The organism is Streptacidiphilus sp. MAP12-33 (genome assembly GCF_041261265.1).
Classification (GTDB): Bacteria; Actinomycetota; Actinomycetes; order Streptomycetales; family Streptomycetaceae; genus Streptacidiphilus.
On record NZ_JBGCCA010000030.1, the window covers coordinates 42,160 to 57,003 of the forward strand.

General features: G+C 72.6%; 13 protein-coding genes and 1 pseudogene. 4 read left to right on the plus strand and 10 right to left on the minus strand.

What is annotated here, in order from left to right:
* Nucleotides 1-112: 112 nt before the first annotated feature.
* From sucB to ABH931_RS26900, 6 genes and pseudogenes are all read right to left on the minus strand, one after another.
* Complete coding sequence (gene sucB / locus ABH931_RS26875; protein WP_370118344.1) at nucleotides 113-1,873, minus strand: 2-oxoglutarate dehydrogenase, E2 component, dihydrolipoamide succinyltransferase; 1,761 nt, start codon at nucleotides 1,871-1,873, stop codon at nucleotides 113-115.
* Nucleotides 1,874-1,928: 55 nt separating this feature from the next.
* A complete protein-coding gene (gene lpdA, locus ABH931_RS26880; protein ID WP_370118347.1) occupies nucleotides 1,929-3,317 on the minus strand; it encodes a dihydrolipoyl dehydrogenase in 1,389 nt (462 codons plus the stop codon).
* Nucleotides 3,318-3,653: 336 nt separating this feature from the next.
* Nucleotides 3,654-5,162 (minus strand): leucyl aminopeptidase, encoded by a 1,509-nt coding sequence (locus ABH931_RS26885; protein WP_370118350.1) that lies wholly within the window; start codon nucleotides 5,160-5,162, stop codon nucleotides 3,654-3,656.
* Nucleotides 5,163-5,350: 188 nt separating this feature from the next.
* Nucleotides 5,351-6,178, minus strand: a complete 828-nt coding sequence (locus tag ABH931_RS26890) for an adenosylcobinamide-GDP ribazoletransferase (RefSeq protein ID WP_370118353.1) — start codon at nucleotides 6,176-6,178, stop codon at nucleotides 5,351-5,353.
* Nucleotides 6,179-7,378, minus strand: coding sequence for a nicotinate-nucleotide--dimethylbenzimidazole phosphoribosyltransferase (gene cobT / locus ABH931_RS26895; protein WP_370118356.1), 1,200 nt, complete (start codon nucleotides 7,376-7,378; stop codon nucleotides 6,179-6,181).
* A 16-nt stretch (nucleotides 7,379-7,394) separates the two neighbouring features.
* A pseudogene (locus ABH931_RS26900) lies at nucleotides 7,395-7,937 on the minus strand (bifunctional adenosylcobinamide kinase/adenosylcobinamide-phosphate guanylyltransferase); the annotation flags it as partial.
* A 98-nt stretch (nucleotides 7,938-8,035) separates the two neighbouring features.
* On the opposite strand from ABH931_RS26900, the gene ABH931_RS26905 reads away from it, so the two are divergent.
* Nucleotides 8,036-8,236, plus strand: a complete 201-nt coding sequence (locus tag ABH931_RS26905) for a hypothetical protein (RefSeq protein WP_370118359.1) — start codon at nucleotides 8,036-8,038, stop codon at nucleotides 8,234-8,236.
* 68 nt (nucleotides 8,237-8,304) lie between these two features.
* On the opposite strand, the gene ABH931_RS26910 is transcribed toward ABH931_RS26905, so the two are convergent.
* The 3 genes from ABH931_RS26910 to ABH931_RS26920 all read right to left on the minus strand — a co-directional run bounded on the left by ABH931_RS26910 (nucleotide 8,305) and on the right by ABH931_RS26920 (nucleotide 10,864).
* Entirely contained in the window at nucleotides 8,305-9,312 is a 1,008-nt protein-coding gene (locus ABH931_RS26910) for an aldo/keto reductase family protein (RefSeq protein ID WP_370118362.1), read from the minus strand.
* Nucleotides 9,313-9,332: 20 nt separating this feature from the next.
* Nucleotides 9,333-10,175, minus strand: coding sequence for a class I SAM-dependent methyltransferase (locus ABH931_RS26915; RefSeq protein ID WP_370118364.1), 843 nt, complete (start codon nucleotides 10,173-10,175; stop codon nucleotides 9,333-9,335).
* An 80-nt stretch (nucleotides 10,176-10,255) separates the two neighbouring features.
* On the minus strand, nucleotides 10,256-10,864 hold the full coding sequence (locus ABH931_RS26920; protein ID WP_370118367.1) for a DUF3043 domain-containing protein: 609 nt from the start codon (nucleotides 10,862-10,864) through the stop codon (nucleotides 10,256-10,258).
* Nucleotides 10,865-11,128: 264 nt separating this feature from the next.
* Here ABH931_RS26920 and ABH931_RS26925 point away from each other — a divergent pair, with 264 nt between their 5' ends.
* Together ABH931_RS26925 and ABH931_RS26930 are read left to right on the plus strand one after the other, a co-directional pair.
* Nucleotides 11,129-11,932, plus strand: coding sequence for a PspA/IM30 family protein (locus tag ABH931_RS26925; RefSeq protein ID WP_370118531.1), 804 nt, complete (start codon nucleotides 11,129-11,131; stop codon nucleotides 11,930-11,932).
* An 11-nt stretch (nucleotides 11,933-11,943) separates the two neighbouring features.
* Complete coding sequence (locus ABH931_RS26930; RefSeq protein ID WP_370118369.1) at nucleotides 11,944-12,222, plus strand: hypothetical protein; 279 nt, start codon at nucleotides 11,944-11,946, stop codon at nucleotides 12,220-12,222.
* A gap of 57 nt (nucleotides 12,223-12,279) precedes the next feature.
* Here the strand turns inward: ABH931_RS26930 and nadA are convergent, their stop codons facing one another.
* Nucleotides 12,280-13,473 carry a quinolinate synthase NadA gene (nadA, locus tag ABH931_RS26935; RefSeq protein ID WP_370118372.1) on the minus strand — a complete coding sequence of 398 codons (1,194 nt, stop codon included), beginning with the start codon at nucleotides 13,471-13,473 and terminating at the stop codon, nucleotides 12,280-12,282.
* Between the two features lie 180 nt (nucleotides 13,474-13,653).
* Here nadA and ABH931_RS26940 point away from each other — a divergent pair, with 180 nt between their 5' ends.
* The gene (locus ABH931_RS26940) at nucleotides 13,654-14,844 is read left to right on the plus strand and encodes a low temperature requirement protein A (protein ID WP_370118375.1); all 1,191 of its coding nucleotides are present in this window, start codon (nucleotides 13,654-13,656) and stop codon (nucleotides 14,842-14,844) included.

Consider the following 14,844-nt stretch of genomic DNA (forward strand, 5'->3'; position numbering starts at 1 on the left):
GGCCGAAGGCCCCGACTCCGACGAGCGGAGACGGGGCCTTCGGGTCATGACGGGTGCCACGGGAACCGCGGCGGGTGATGCAGGTGATGCAGGTGATGCGGGTGGAGCGGGACTACAGGCCGAGGTCGCCCTCGAACGCGCCCTCTTCCAGGCGGGCCTTCAGGGTGCCCAGGAAGCGGGCGGCGTCCGCGCCGTCCACGATCCGGTGGTCGTAGGACAGCGCCAGGTAGACCATGTCGCGCACGGCGATGGTGGTGCCCAGCTCCGCCGACTCGATGACGACCGGGCGCTTGACCGTCGCGCCGATGCCGAGGATGGCGACCGTCGGCGGCGTGAAGATCGGGGTGTCGAACAGCGCGCCGCGCGACCCGGTGTTGGTGACGGTGAAGGTGCCACCGGACAGCTCGTCCGGGGTGACCTTGCTGTCACGGGTGCGGGCGGCCAGGTCGGCGGTCTTCTTGGCGATGCCGGCGATGTTGAGGTCGCCCGCCTCGTGGATGACCGGGACCATCAGGCCACGCTCGGTGTCGACCGCGATGCCGATGTTCTCGACCGCGTGGTACGTGATCGTGCCCTCGGCGTCGTTGATGGACGCGTTGACGACCGGGTGCGCCTTGAGCGCCTCGGCCGCGGCCTTCACGAAGAACGGCATCGGCGAGAGCTTGACGCCCTCGCGCGCGGCGAAGCCGCCCTTGGCCTTCTCCCGCAGACGCATGATGTTGGTGACGTCGACCTCGACGACCGTGGTCAGCTGCGCGGCGGTCTGCAGCGCCTTGACCATGTTGTCGGCGATGACCTTGCGCATGCGGGTCATCTTCACCGTCTGACCGCGCAGCGGAGAGGCGGCGGCGATGGTGGTCGGGGTCTTCGGCGCGGTACCGGTCGCGGCGGCGGCCGGGGTGGCGACGGCGGCGCGGGCGGCCTCGGCGGCGGCCAGCACGTCCTGCTTGCGGATGCGGCCACCGACGCCGGTGCCCTTGACCTGGTTCAGGTCGATGCCGTTCTCGGCGGCGAGCTTACGGACCAGCGGGGTCACGTAGGCGTCGGACGCGTCGGCGACGGGGGCAGCGACCGGCGCGGCGGTCACGGGCGCCGGAGCGGCGACCGGAGCCGGGGCCACGACCGGGGCGGGCGCGACCGGAGCGGCCACGGGGGCCGGAGCGGCCACCGGAGCCGGGGCAGCGACCGGAGCCGGGGTGGCGGCGACCGGCGCGGGGGCCGGGGCAGCCGGAGCGGCGGGGGCGGCCGGGGCGGCACCCGGAGCGCCGATGACGGCGAGCTTGGCGCCGACCTCGGCGGTCTCGTCCTCGGCGACCAGGATCTGCAGCAGGACGCCGCCGACCGGGGCCGGGATCTCGGTGTCGACCTTGTCCGTGGAGACCTCGAGCAGCGGCTCGTCGGCCTCGATGGTGTCGCCGACGGCCTTGAGCCAGCGGGTGACGGTGCCCTCGGTGACGGACTCGCCGAGCGCCGGCAGGGTCACCTCGGTGCCGGAGACGGCACCCGCGGGGGCGGCGGCCGGAGCGGCGGCGGGGGCCGGAGCGGCGGCGACCGGGGCCGGGGCAGCGACCGGCGCGGCCACGGGGGCCGGGGCGGCGGCAGCGGCCGGAGCCGCAGCGGCGACCGGGGCGCCGGAGCCGTCGTCGATGATGGCCAGCTCCGCGCCGACCTCGACCGTCTCGTCCTCGCCGACCTTGATGGAGGCCAGGATGCCGGAGGCGGGCGCCGGAATCTCGGTGTCGACCTTGTCGGTCGAGACCTCGAGCAGCGGCTCGTCGGCCTCGACGCGCTCGCCCTCGGCCTTCAGCCAACGGGTGACGGTGCCCTCGGTCACGCTCTCGCCGAGTGCGGGCAGTGTTACTGAGACCGCCATGGTTTCGGTTGCTCCTTGTGGTGCGTTGCGGATGGTTGGCGTGCGACGAGGGTTGTCAGTCGTGATTGTGCAGCGGCTTGCCCGCCAGCGCGAGGTGCGCCTCGCCGAGGGCCTCGTTCTGGGTGGGGTGCGCGTGGATCAGCTGCGCCACCTCGGCGGGCAGGGCCTCCCAGTTGTAGATCAGCTGGGCCTCGCCGACCTGCTCGCCCATGCGCTCGCCGACCATGTGCACGCCGACGACGGCGCCGTCCTTGACCTGGACCAGCTTGATCTCGCCGGCGGTCTTGAGGATCTTGCTCTTGCCGTTGCCGGCGAGGTTGAACTTGGCGGTGACGACCTTGTCGTCGCCGTACAGCTCCTTGGCCTTGGCCTCGGTGATGCCGACGGAGGCGACCTCGGGGTTGCAGTAGGTCACGCGCGGCACGCCGTCGTAGTCGATCGGGACGACCTTCTGGCCGGCGATGCGCTCGGCGACCAGGATGCCCTCGGCGAAGCCGACGTGGGCCAGCTGGAGGGTCGGGATCAGGTCGCCGACGGCGGAGATGGTGGGCACGTTGGTCGCGCAGTACTCGTCGACCAGGACGTAGCCGCGGTCCATGGCGACCCCGGCCTCCTCGTAGCCGAGACCGGAGGAGACCGGGCCGCGGCCGACGGCGACGAGCATGAGCTCGGCCTCGACCTGCTTGCCGTTCTCCAGCGAGGCGCGCACACCGGTCCCGGTGTACTCGACACCGGCGAAGCGGGCGCCCAGCTCGAACTTGATGCCGCGCTTGCGGAAGGCCCGCTCCAGCAGCTTGGAGGAGTTCTCGTCCTCCAGCGGGGCCAGGTGCGGCAGCGCCTCGATGATGGTGACCTCGGCGCCGAAGGACTTCCAGACCGACGCGAACTCGACGCCGATGACGCCGCCGCCGAGCACGATCGCGGACTTCGGCACGCGGTCGAGGGTGAGCGCGTGGTCGGAGGAGATGACCCGGTCGCCGTCGATGGTCAGGCCCGGCAGGGACTTCGGCACGGAGCCGGTGGCCAGCACGATGTGGCGGCCGGTGTAGCGCTGTCCGTTCACGTCCACGGAGGTCGGGGACGACAGGCGGCCCTCACCCTCGACGTAGGTGATCTTGCGGCTGGCCACCAGGCCCTGCAGGCCCTTGTACAGGCCGGTGACCACGCCGTCCTTGTACGCGTGGACCGCGTTGATGTCGATGCCCTCGAAGGTGGCCTTCACGCCGAAGCCCGCGGCCTCGCGGGTCTGGTCGGCGACCTCGCCGGCGTGCAGCAGCGCCTTGGTCGGGATGCAGCCCTGGTGCAGGCAGGTGCCACCGAGCTTGTTCTTCTCGATCAGCGCGACCTGGAGGCCGAGCTGGGCCGCCCGCAGCGCCGCGGCGTAACCGCCGCTTCCGCCTCCGAGAATGACTACGTCGAAAACGGTGCTGGCGTCGTTCGCCACGTCACGTCCTCCATGCAAAGGGTGCGGATGCTCCCGGTCGATCGCCGGCCGGGTGTGGTGCTCCCTTGTGGGGAGACCCGTCGTGCCGGAGATACATCCTCGCACTTGTCGTGCTGTGGTGAGGGACCGGGCCAGGGTGTGGACGGGCACCCCCCATGGCAACGGGGTGGGTGCCTCGCGAGGAATTGTCTGTTTCCGCAGGTCGAGAGGCAAATTCCGGTGCGGGGAAGGGGCCCAGGTCAGGAGGGTTTCCTGTGGAATGCGGACGGACCCCCGCCTCCGTTCGCCCAGGGCGAACAGCAGCGGGGGCCCGATCAAGGGTTACCTACTGGTAGGTCAGAGCTTGCCGTCGGCCGCGTGCTCGGCGAGCGCGACCAGGGTGCGCACGGCCGTGGCGGTGCCGCCCTTGGGGGTGTAGCCGAACGGCGCGCCCTCGTGGAAGGCCGGGCCGGCGATGTCCAGGTGCGCCCAGGTAATGCCGTCGGCGACGAACTCCTTGAGGAACAGGCCGGCGACCAGGCCGCCGCCCATGCGCTCGCCCATGTTGGAGATGTCGGCGACGGAGGAGTCCATCGGGCCGCGCAGGTGGGCCGGCAGCGGCATGGCCCAGGCGGGCTCGCCCGCGGCCTCGGCCAGCTCGGTGACGGTGCTGCGGAAGGCGTCGTCGTTGGCCATCACGCCGAAGGTGCGGCTGCCCAGCGCCATCACCATGGCGCCGGTCAGGGTGGCGACGTCGACGATGTGGCTCGGCTTGTCCTCGCCCGCGCGGACGATGGCGTCGGCCAGCACCAGGCGGCCCTCGGCGTCGGTGTTGAGCACCTCGACGGTCTTGCCGCCGTACATGCGCAGCACGTCACCCGGGCGGGTAGCCGAGCCGGACGGCATGTTCTCGGCCAGCGCCAGCCAGCCGGTGACATTGACCGGCAGGCCGAGCTTGGCGACCGCGAGCACCGAGGCGAAGACGGCGCCAGCACCGGCCATGTCGCACTTCATCGTCTCGTTGTGGCCGGCCGGCTTGAGCGAGATGCCGCCCGAGTCGTAGGTGATGCCCTTGCCGACGAAGGCGAGCGAGGCCTTGGCCTTGGGGTGCGTGTAGGCGACCTTGACCAGGCGCGGGCCGCGGTCCGAACCGACGCCGACACCGAGGATGCCGCCGAAGCCGCCCTTGGTGAGGGCCTTCTCGTCCAGCACCTCGACCTTGAGGCCCTGCTCCTTGCCGATCGCGGTGGCGATCTCGGCGAAGGACTTCGGGAAGAGGTCGTTCGGCGGCATGTTGACCAGGTCGCGGGCCCGGTTCATCTCCTCGGCCACGACGGTGGCGCGCTCGACGGCGGCCTTGGCGGCCTTGTCGCCGCGCTTGACGCCGGTGAGGGAGACCTCGACGAGGGGGGTCTTGGCGTCGGCCTTGCCGTTGTCGCTGCGGCAGGCGGTGAAGGTGTAGGCGCCGAGCAGCGCACCCAGGGTGACGGCCTCGACGGAGGCCGCGTCGGTGACGGGCAGCGCGAACGCGGCCTTCTTGCTGCCGTGCAGGGTGCGCGCCGCCACGCCCGCGGCGGAGCGCAGCGCCTCGGCCTGGTAGCCGTCCTCGGCGGCCTCACCCAGACCCACGGCCAGCACCAGCGGGGCCTTGAGGCCGGCGGCCGCGGGGACCTTGACGGCCTCGCCCGCGGTGCCGGTCGCACCGACGGTGGTGAGCACCTCGGCGAGGCGACCCTCGAACGCCTCGTCGACCGTCTCGGCGCCCGGTGCGAGGACCAGGCCCTTGGGGCCCTTGGCCACGGCCACGACGACGGCGTCCGCGCGCAGCGCGGCGGCCGTGGAGGTGCTCAAAGACACTGCAGTCACGGAATGCGTCCTGTTCTGTCGAAAGTCGGCGGTGCAAAAGTCTGCGGTGCCGTGTCTGTTCCTCGCGGGTGGGCGTGCGCCGACGCACGGTGGTGCCGGGGCGGTGAACAGACCGGCACCAGGCATGGTAGTCCGCATATTGAGCCCCCGCGCCGTCGCGGGGGCCGAAATTTCGAGACAGCACCCCGCTACGGGGTGGCAGCTGCGAAAAGGGTCCAGAGAATCAGCGATCCGGTGGCGGAGACCTCCACCATCGCGCCCAGGACATCTCCGGTGATTCCACCGAAACGACGCAGGCAGTGCGTCAGCAGCAGCGCGGCCAGTCCCAGTCCGGCGGCGGCCGAGACGACGGTGCCGAGCGCCAGCGGCAGCCGGTCCTGGCCGGAGCGGGCGGTGGCCCAGCCGGCCAGTGCCAGCAGGGCGACGGTCACCAGGGTGGTGACGGCGCCGCGCAGCCGCGGCACGGTCCCGGCGACCATGGCGCCCAGGCCCTCCGGCCGGGCCGAGGGCACGCCGTCGGCGCAGCCGCGCAGCAGCGCGGCGCGCGAGGTCACGGCCGCGAGGCCGAGCGCGAAGGCGCCCTTGGGCAGTCCCAGATCGAAGCAGCGCGCCACCGCGGCCACCTGGGCCAACAGGGTGAGCAGCAGCACCAGCACGCCGAACGGGCCGATGTCGGAGGCCTTCATGATCTTCAGCGCCGCGGCCGGGGGCCGGTTGCTGCCGAGCCCGTCGGCGACGTCGGCCAGCCCGTCCAGGTGCAGGCCGCGGGTCAGCGCCGCCAGCGCCGTGACCCCGGCCACGGCGGCCAGCAGCGAACCGGAGTGCGCCCAGGCCAGCAGGGCCGCGAAGCCCGCGGCCAGGCCGCCGAGCACCAGGCCGACGGCGGGGGCCAGGGCTATCGCCCGGCCGGCGGTGGGACGGTCCCACCGGTTCACCCGAACGGGGAGGACGGACAGGGTGCCGAAGGCGAAGCGCAGTGGTTCGAGGCAGCGCTGGACGAAGCGGGGGGCGTGCACTCAGTCCCCGGGCTTCTCGTCGGGCTGCGGTTCGAACAGCGCCGGCTCGGACACCTCAGCCTCGGACACGCCACGCTCGGACACCTCAGCTTCGGACACCTCAGCCTCGGGCGCGGTGAGCGCGGTGGACACGGTGGGCGCGGCGGGTGGCGATGGGGGAGCCGGCAGCGGCAGCTCGGCCAGCAGCGCGGCGGCGGCCTTCAGCAGCGGGAGCGACATCAGCGCGCCCGCGCCCGCGCCGACGGCGACCTGCTGGTCCTGCAAGGGCGCGACGCCCATCCGCTCGTAGGCCTTGGTCTGCGCCGGCTCGCCGGTGAGCTGGCCCGCGCGCCACCACTCCGGGGCGCGGAACGCGATCCGCTGCGCCACCAGCGCACAGGCGGCGGAGACCACGCCGTCCAGCAGCACCGGCAGCCGGCGCAGCGCGCACTGGAGCAGGAAGCCGGCCATGGCGGCGAAGTCGGCGCCGCCGACGGCGGCCAGCAGGTCGAGCTGGTCGGCCAGCACCGGGCGGGCCCGGCGCAGGGAGTCGCGGATGGCGGCGCACTTGACCATCCACACGCGGTCGTCGATACCGGAGCCGCGCCCGGTGACGACGGCCGCGTCGGTGCCGCAGAGCACGCCGATCAGCACCCCGGCCACGGTGGTCGAGCCGACGCCGAGGTCGCCGAGGACGACCAGGTCGGTGCCGGAGTCGGCCTCCTCGTCCGCGAGCGCCATGCCGGCGGCGAAGGCCTGCTCGGCCTGCTCGCGGGTGAGCGCGTTCTCCACGTCGATCCGGCCGGAGCCGCGGCGCACCCGGTGGCGGCTCACCTCGGCCGGGAAGGCGTCCTCGGCCGCGTCGACGCCCAGGTCCACCACGCGCACCTGCGCGCCGAACTGACGGGCCAGCACGCTGACGGGCGCGGTGCCGTCGAGGATGTCGCGGACCCGGCGTTCGGTGGTGCCGGCCGGGAGGGTGGAGACGCCGAGCGAGGCGATGCCGTGGTCGGCGGCGAAGACCACGACGTTGACCCGCGAGAGCGGCTGGGTGGGGACCTTGCCCTGGACCGCGGCCAGCCAGCCGGCCAGGTCCTGCAGTTCGCCCAGCGAGCGACGGGGCAGGTCGAGCGCGGCGAAGCGCTCCTCCGCGGCGAGGCGGTACTCGTCGTCGGGGCGCGCCAGCCGCGCGGAGATCTCGTCGAGGTCGAAGGTCGTCACGGCCGAAACGTTACCGTCACCGGTCGGACAATCGCAGCGAGCGGCCCGCGACCACCAGCCGCACGTCGTCGCAGACGTCGGCGACGGCCGCGTTGAGCCGGCCCAGCTCGTCACGGAACCGGCGTCCGGAGGCGGTGGCCGGCACGACGCCGCTGCCGACCTCGTTGCTGACCGCGACGACCAGGCGCGGGCTCACCGCCAGTGCCGCGACCAGTTCGGCGGTGCGGGCCCGCAGCTCGGCGTCGCCGCCGCCGTACCAGCGCGCGTCCTCCCAGGCGCCGACGCGGTCCATGGCGTCGGTCAGCCACAGCGCCAGACAGTCGATCAGGAGCGGGCCGCCGGGCGCGGCGAGCAGCGGCGCCAGGTCGCAGGTCTCCACGGTGCGCCAGCTCGCCGGGCGGCGGACCCGGTGCAGCTCGATCCGATCCGCCCACTCGGCGTCACCCTCGCGGCGGCCCGCGGTGGCGACGTAGGTCACCTCCGCGTCCGCGGCCAGCAGCCGTTCGGCGAGCGAGGACTTGCCGGACCGGGCGCCGCCGAGCAGCAGCGTGCGGCGGGGGCGGCGGCCGAGGTGGAGACGGTCGAGCAGGCGCATCGGGCCATTGTGCCGGGTACTGTCCTAGCGGAGAGCGCGGCAGGATCGGAGAGGAGCCCGGCGTGGTGTGGACGTGGCGGTACGAGAAGCTCGACGGCTCGGTGGTGCCGGCGCCGAACGGGACCGAGGAGTTCCCGACCCAGGGCGACGCGGAGACGTGGATCGGCGAGACCTGGAAGGACCTGCTCGCCGACGGGGTCGACCAGGTGGTGCTGCTGGACGACGGCGAGAAGATCTACGGGCCGATGAGCCTGCACCAGTGAGTTCGGGCGAAGGGCCCCGGGGTGAACGCCCCGGGGCCCTTCGCTCTGTCTGTGCTCGTGGCGCGGTGTCAGTTCAGGCGGCCCTGGGGCGCGTTCTGCGCCGTCCTGGCCGGGTCGAACTCGGCGACGGGAGCGAGGATCTCGTCCATCGCCTTCAGCAGCTCGGCGTCCAGGCGGACACCGGCGGCCTTGACGTTCTCGGCGACCTGCTCGGGCCGGGAGGCGCCGATGATGGCGGCGGACACGTTCTGGTTCTGCAGCACCCAGGCCACGGACAGCTGGGCCAGGGTCAGCCCCGCCTGGTCGGCCAGCGGCCGCAGCCGCTGGACGCGCTCCAGCACGTCGTCCCGCATCCAGCGGGAGATCATGTTGGCGCCGCCCTTGTCGTCGGTGGCGCGCGAGCCGGCCGGAGGCTGCTCGCCGGGCAGGTACTTGCCCGTGAGCACGCCCTGGGCGATGGGGGACCAGACGATCTGGCCGAGCCCGAGCTCCTCGCAGGTCGGCACGACCTCGGCCTCGATGACCCGCCAGAGGGCGGAGTACTGGGGCTGGGAGGAGACCAGCGGGATCCGCAGCTCCTGGGCGAGCGCGTGCGCGGCCCGGATCTGGTCGGCGGTCCACTCGGAGACGCCGATGTAGTGGGCCTTTCCGGAGTGCACGATGTCCGCGAAGGCGACCATGGTCTCCTCCAGCGGCGTGGCGGTGTCGTAGCGGTGGGCCTGGTAGAGGTCGACGTAGTCGGTCTGCAGGCGCTTCAGCGAGCCGTTGATCGACTCCATGACGTGCTTGCGGGACAGACCGGTGTCGTTCTTGCCGGGGCCGGTGGGCCAGTAGACCTTGGTGAAGATCTCCAGGCCCTCCCGGCGCTGCCCCTTGAGGGCGCGGCCGAGGACGGACTCGGCGCGGGTGGCGGCGTAGACGTCGGCGGTGTCGAAGGTGGTGATCCCGGCGTCGAGGGCGGCGTGGACGCAGGCGGTGGCCGCGTCCTCCTCGACCTGGGAGCCGTGGGTGAGCCAGTTGCCGTAGGCGATCTCGGAGATGACGAGACCGCTGCGGCCGAGGTGACGGAACTCCATGGGGGTGAGCCTATGACCCCTCAGGGCCGCGCGCCCACCAGGTGGGTCAGCGCCGCGACCTGCCGGTACGGGTCGGTGCGGCCGGCCCGCTCCTCGGCCTCCAGCAGCAGCGACAGCTCCGGCCCGGCGGGGACGGGGGCGTCGTCGGCGGCCGGGTCGGTGAAGACCCGCACCCCGTACCAGGAGCGCAGCGGCACGTCGAGCTCGGCGAGGGTGCGGGTGAGCACCTCGCGGCGGTCGGCCCGGGTGGGCAGGCCCAGGCGGTTGGTGTAGGCCTCGCCCGAGAACGCGGCGACGGCGCTCGCCCAGTCGCCGGCCAGGCCCGGGCGCAGCGCGAGCGCGTCGCCGTTGCGGACCAGCACGGAGAGCAGGCCGCCGGGGGCCAGTATCCGGGCCAGGGCCGCCAGCAGCGGGCCGGGCTCGGGCAGGTACATCAGCACGCCGTGGCAGAGCACCAGGTCGAACGCGGCGGGGCCGAACCAGCGGCCGCAGTCCTCGCCGGAACCCTGCAGCAGGCGCACCCGCGCCTGCGTCCCGGGGTGCTCGCCGGCGAGCGCCTGCCGGGCGACGGCCAGCGTGGCCGGGTCGGAGTCGATGCCGGTGACCTGGTGGCCGCGCCGGGCCAGGCGCAGCGCCTGGGTGCCCTGGCCGCAGCCGACGTCGAGGACGCGCAGGCCCGCGGGACGGTCGGCGAGGTGCGATCCGGCGAGCTGTTCGTCCAGCTGCCGGGCGACGAGTTCCTGGCGCACCACGTTGCGCAGTCCGCCGAGCCCCGCCAGCCACGCCTCGGCGCCGGGCGTGAAGCCGATCGGCGCGGGCACGTGGACGGGCTCGGTGGCGGCCCGCTGGGCGGGCAGCACCATGGTGGAGTCGTCCGCCCCCGGACAGGGGCCCAGGGGCGAGTACGAGTATCCGGGATAGCCCTGGTGGGCCGGCGGGTTGCTCAGGGCTTCTGCCCGCGCTTCACGGCCGGCTTGGGCAGGCGCATCTTGCGGATGTTGGAGGAGCGCAGCAGGCCGTAGGCGACCGCCCCGCGGGTGTTCTGGTTCGGGAACCGGCGGGCCAGTTCCTTCTTCAGGCCGCGGGCGAAGAAGAAGGTCGCCACGACGATCGCCAGGATCACCGCGTAGAGCACCAGCGTGGACAGGACCACGATGGAGGCGCTGCGCAGGAGGGTGGCGATCAGGAAGATCAGGATGACCACCGGCATGGCGAACTCGAGCGCGGTCCAGCGCGAGTCGACGTAGTCGCGCACGAACTTGCGCACCGGGCCGGCGTCGCGCGGCGGCAGGTCGCGCTCGTCGCCCTGGCCGCGCATGGCGGCGTACTGGCGGGCGCGGTCGTCCTTGCCTGCGTCGCGGGACTGCTTGGCGACAGCCTTGCGGTCCGGCGCCACGTAGGCGCGGCCGCGCTGGTTGGTCACCGCCTCGCTGCGCTTCGGGGTCGGGCGGCCCTTGGGGGCCTCCGCGGCGGGCACGGCCTTGTTCGCTGCCTCGTCCTCGGTGAGGGTGGCGGCGTCGGCGGGGGCATCCTGGGAGCTACGTCGGAACACACAGCAAGAGTACGTGGTCGGGGGGTGTATTCCCCAGCCCCCCGGGTACTGGCTCTCGTCAGGGCTGCACTCCGCCGAGCGGCGTAGAAGGGCGCGTTCGTGATCCGCCGCACGGATGAGGCCCGGACGGCCACAGCTGTAGCAGTCTTGTTGCAGCGCGGATCGCTGCGGCGAGAGCCGCGCGACCCGTAGGCTGGGTGCGAGAAGACGGCGAAACCGGCAGGTCACAGAAGGGGGCGCGCGAAGCCCATGAGCGACGGAATCATGAAGCGGATGGGGATGATCTTCCGCGCCAAGGCCAACAAGGCCTTGGATCGCGCGGAGGATCCGCGCGAGACGCTGGATTATTCGTACCAGAAGCAGCTGGAGCTGCTGCAGAAGGTGCGACGCGGCGTCGCGGATGTGGCGACCAGCCGCAAGCGTCTCGAACTGCAGCTCACGCAGTTGCAGCAGCAGTCCGCGAAGCTGGAGGAGCAGGGCCGCAAGGCGCTGTCCCTCGGCCGCGAGGACCTGGCCCGCGAGGCGCTGACGCGCCGCGCCGGGGTCCAGACGCAGGTGCAGGACCTGGAGGTCCAGTACCAGCAGTTGCAGGGCGAGGAGGAGAAGCTCACGCTCGCCTCCCAGCGCCTGCAGGCCAAGGTGGATGCCTTCCGCACCAAGAAGGAGACCATCAAGGCCCAGTACAGCGCCGCCCAGGCGCAGACCCAGATCGCCGAGTCCTTCTCCGGCATCTCGGAGGAGATGGGCGACGTCGGCCTCGCCATCCAGCGTGCGGAGGACAAGACCGCGCAGCTGCAGGCGCGCGCGGGCGCGATCGACGAGCTGCTGGCCAGCGGCGCGCTGGACGACCCGTCCGGCATGCGCAAGGACGACATCTCGGCGGAGCTGGACCGCATGTCCGCCGGTTCCGACGTCGAGCTGGAGCTGGCCCGGATGAAGGCCGAGCTGGGCGGCGGCAGCGCGCCGACCCCGGCGATCGAGCAGGGCAACCACGGCCAGGCAGCCCCGCAGGCTCCGCAGCAGAACCCCTACCAGGCGCCGCAGGACCAGCGCCCGCACGAGGGCTGAGGGGGAGCGCGGTGATCGTCAGGATCCTGACGGAGGGGCAGTTCGAGGTCCCCGACACACTGGTCGACCACCTCAACGAGCTGGACAACGCGGTCCTGGCCGCGCTGGACAGCGGTGACGAGGCGGAGTTCAAGGTCAGCCTGGCCGCGCTGCTCGGCGCGGTTCGGGCCGGCGGCACGCCGGTGGCGCACGACTACCTCGGTGCCTCCGACGCGACGCTGCCGTTCGAGGACGCGACCGTGGACGAGGTCCGCGAGCTGTTGCAGCACGACGGGCTGATCCCGGGCTGAGACGAACGCAGAGGACCGGTGGCGCCCATGGGGGCCACCGGTCCTCTGCGTTGCGCGTTACGGCAGGGCGAGCATCTGGTCCAGGGCGAGCTTGGCGTACTTCTCCGTCTCCGGGTCCACCGTGATGACGTTCGGCACGCGGCCGTCCGCCAGCGACTCCAGGGCCCAGACCAGGTGCGGCAGGTCGATGCGGTTCATCGTGCTGCAGAAGCACACCGTGCGGTCCAGGAAGACGATCTCCTTGTCCGGGTGCGCGTTCGCGAGCCGGCGGACCAGGTTGAGCTCCGTGCCGATGGCCCACTTGGAGCCGGGCTCGGCCGCGTCCAGGGCCTTGATGATGTACTCCGTCGAGCCCACCATGTCGGCGGCCTCGACGACCTCGTGCTTGCACTCGGGGTGCACCAGCACGGTGACGCCGGGGACGCGCTCGCGGACCTCGTTCACCGAGTCCAGGCTGAAGCGCCCGTGCACGGAGCAGTGGCCGCGCCACAGGATCATCTTGGCCGCGCGCAGCTCCTCGGCCGTCAGGCCGCCGTTCGGCTTGTGCGGGTTGTAGACGACGCAGTCGTCCAGCGAGAGGCCCATGTCCCGCACGGCGGTGTTCCGGCCGAGGTGCTGGTCGGGCAGGAAGAGGACCTTCTCGCCCTGCTCGAAGGCCCACTCCAGGGCGCGCTTGGCGTTGGAGGAGGTGCAGATCGTACCGCCGTGGCGGCCGGTGAAGGCCTTGATGTCGGCGGAGGAGTTCATGTAGGCGACCGGCACCACGGTGTCGGCGACGCCCGCGTCGACCAGCTGGTCCCAGCACTCGGCGACCTGCTCGGCGGTGGCCATGTCGGCCATCGAGCAGCCGGCGGCCAGGTCCGGCAGGACCACCTGCTGGCGCTCGGTGGTGAGGATGTCCGCGGACTCGGCCATGAAGTGCACGCCGCAGAAGACGATGTACTCGGCCTCGGGGCGGGCGGCCGCGTCGCGGGCCAGCTTGAAGGAGTCACCGGTGACGTCGGCGAACTGGATGACCTCGTCACGCTGGTAGTGGTGGCCCAGGATGAAGACCTTGTCGCCCAGCCTGGACTTGGCCGCGGCGGCGCGCGCGACCAGGTCCGGGTCGGAGGCGACGGGGAGGTCTCCGGGGCAGTCGACGCCGCGCTCGCTCGCGGTGTCGGCCTCGCGGCCGAGCAGCAGCAGCGCCAGCGGAGTGGCACCCGGCTCGGCGAAGGTGTCGCCCGTCCCGGGCGTGGTGGTGGTGGTCACGGGCGGTTGCCCTCCTGCTCGGCGAGATACGGAACCCCGCCTTATCGTCTACCTGACGCTATCTATGATAGCCCGCCCCGATCACACCGGCCATGGGCGCCGGGGCAATGTGACCTACCCCGCTCTCGACACATCGGCGCTACCGGTCGGGGGCGCGGACCTGCCCTATCGTCTGGAGGCATGGCCACAGAGAGGGTAGTGGACGGCCCGCGCATGCGGCCGCGTGGGCGGGGGGAGCGGCACCGGGCGGCGACGCCGCTGGAGCTCTTCTTCGACCTCTGTTACGTCGTCGCGGTGGCCCAGGCGGGCTCCCAGCTGGCGCACGCGCTGGCCGGTGGGGAGATCCGGCACGGGATCCTCGGCTACCTCGTGGTGTTCTTCGGGATCTGGTGGGCCTGGATGAACTTCACCTGGTTCGCCTCCGCCTACGACACCGACGACGTGCCGTACCGGATCGCCACCTTCGTGCAGATCGCGGGGGCGCTGATCCTGGCCGCCGGGGTGCCCAGGGCCTTCGCGGACGGCGACTACCGGATCACGGTCACCGGCTACGTGGTGATGCGGGTCGCCCTGGTGGCGCAGTGGCTGCGCGCCGCCGCCTCCAACGAGGGCGCGCACCGGACGGTGGCGCTGCGCTACGCGGCCGGGGTCTCGCTGGTGCAGGTGTACTGGGTGCTCTGGATGCTCGACGTCCCGGGGCAGGCCAAGCTCCCGACCTTCCTGGTCGGCATGGTCGCGGAGCTGGCGGTCCCGCTCTTCGCGGAGCGGCCGGCGGCGACGGCCTGGCATCCCGGGCACATCGCGGAGCGGTACGGCTGCTTCACGCTGATCGTGCTGGGGGAGTCGGTCTCGGCGGCGACCATCGCGGTCCAGTCGGCGGTGGACGAGCACGAGGCGGTGGGGCAGCTGCTGCCGATCGCCGCGGGAGGGCTGCTGATCTGCTTCTCCGCGTGGTGGATCTACTTCGCCCGCTCGGTCGAGGAGCACCTGAGCGGCAACCGGGTGGCCTTCGTCTGGGGCTACGGCCACTACCTGGTCTTCCTCTCCGCCGCCGCGATCGGCGCCGGGCTGGAGGTGGCGGTCGAGCACGCGGTGGGCAAGGCCCACGTCGCCGCGCACACGGCCACGCTCGCGGTCACCGTCCCCACCGCGGTGTACCTGTTCACGGTCTGGGCGCTGCACTCGCGGCACACCAAGCGCGGGGTGGCGCTGTGGGTGCTGCCGGTGAGCGCGGTGGCGGTGCTGTTCTCGCCGACGGTGCTGGTGGCGGGGCTGGTCTGCGCGGCGTCGGTCGCGCTCGGCCTCGTGGTCCACCGGCTCCAGGGCGAGGATGCGGGCAGCGATGTGGGCAGCGCGGATGTGAAAAGCTGA

Excerpts from the sequence above, each read along its gene's own strand:
- sucB (WP_370118344.1), bottom strand. The coding sequence starts at position 1,873 with ATGGCGGTCTCAGTAACACTGCCCGCACTCGGCGAGAGCGTGACCGAG.
- ABH931_RS26910 (WP_370118362.1), bottom strand. The coding sequence starts at position 9,312 with ATGGAGTTCCGTCACCTCGGCCGCAGCGGTCTCGTCATCTCCGAGATC.
- ABH931_RS26915 (WP_370118364.1), bottom strand. The coding sequence starts at position 10,175 with ATGGTGCTGCCCGCCCAGCGGGCCGCCACCGAGCCCGTCCACGTGCCC.
- ABH931_RS26925 (WP_370118531.1), top strand. The coding sequence starts at position 11,129 with ATGAAGCGGATGGGGATGATCTTCCGCGCCAAGGCCAACAAGGCCTTG.
- ABH931_RS26940 (WP_370118375.1), top strand. The coding sequence starts at position 13,654 with ATGGCCACAGAGAGGGTAGTGGACGGCCCGCGCATGCGGCCGCGTGGG.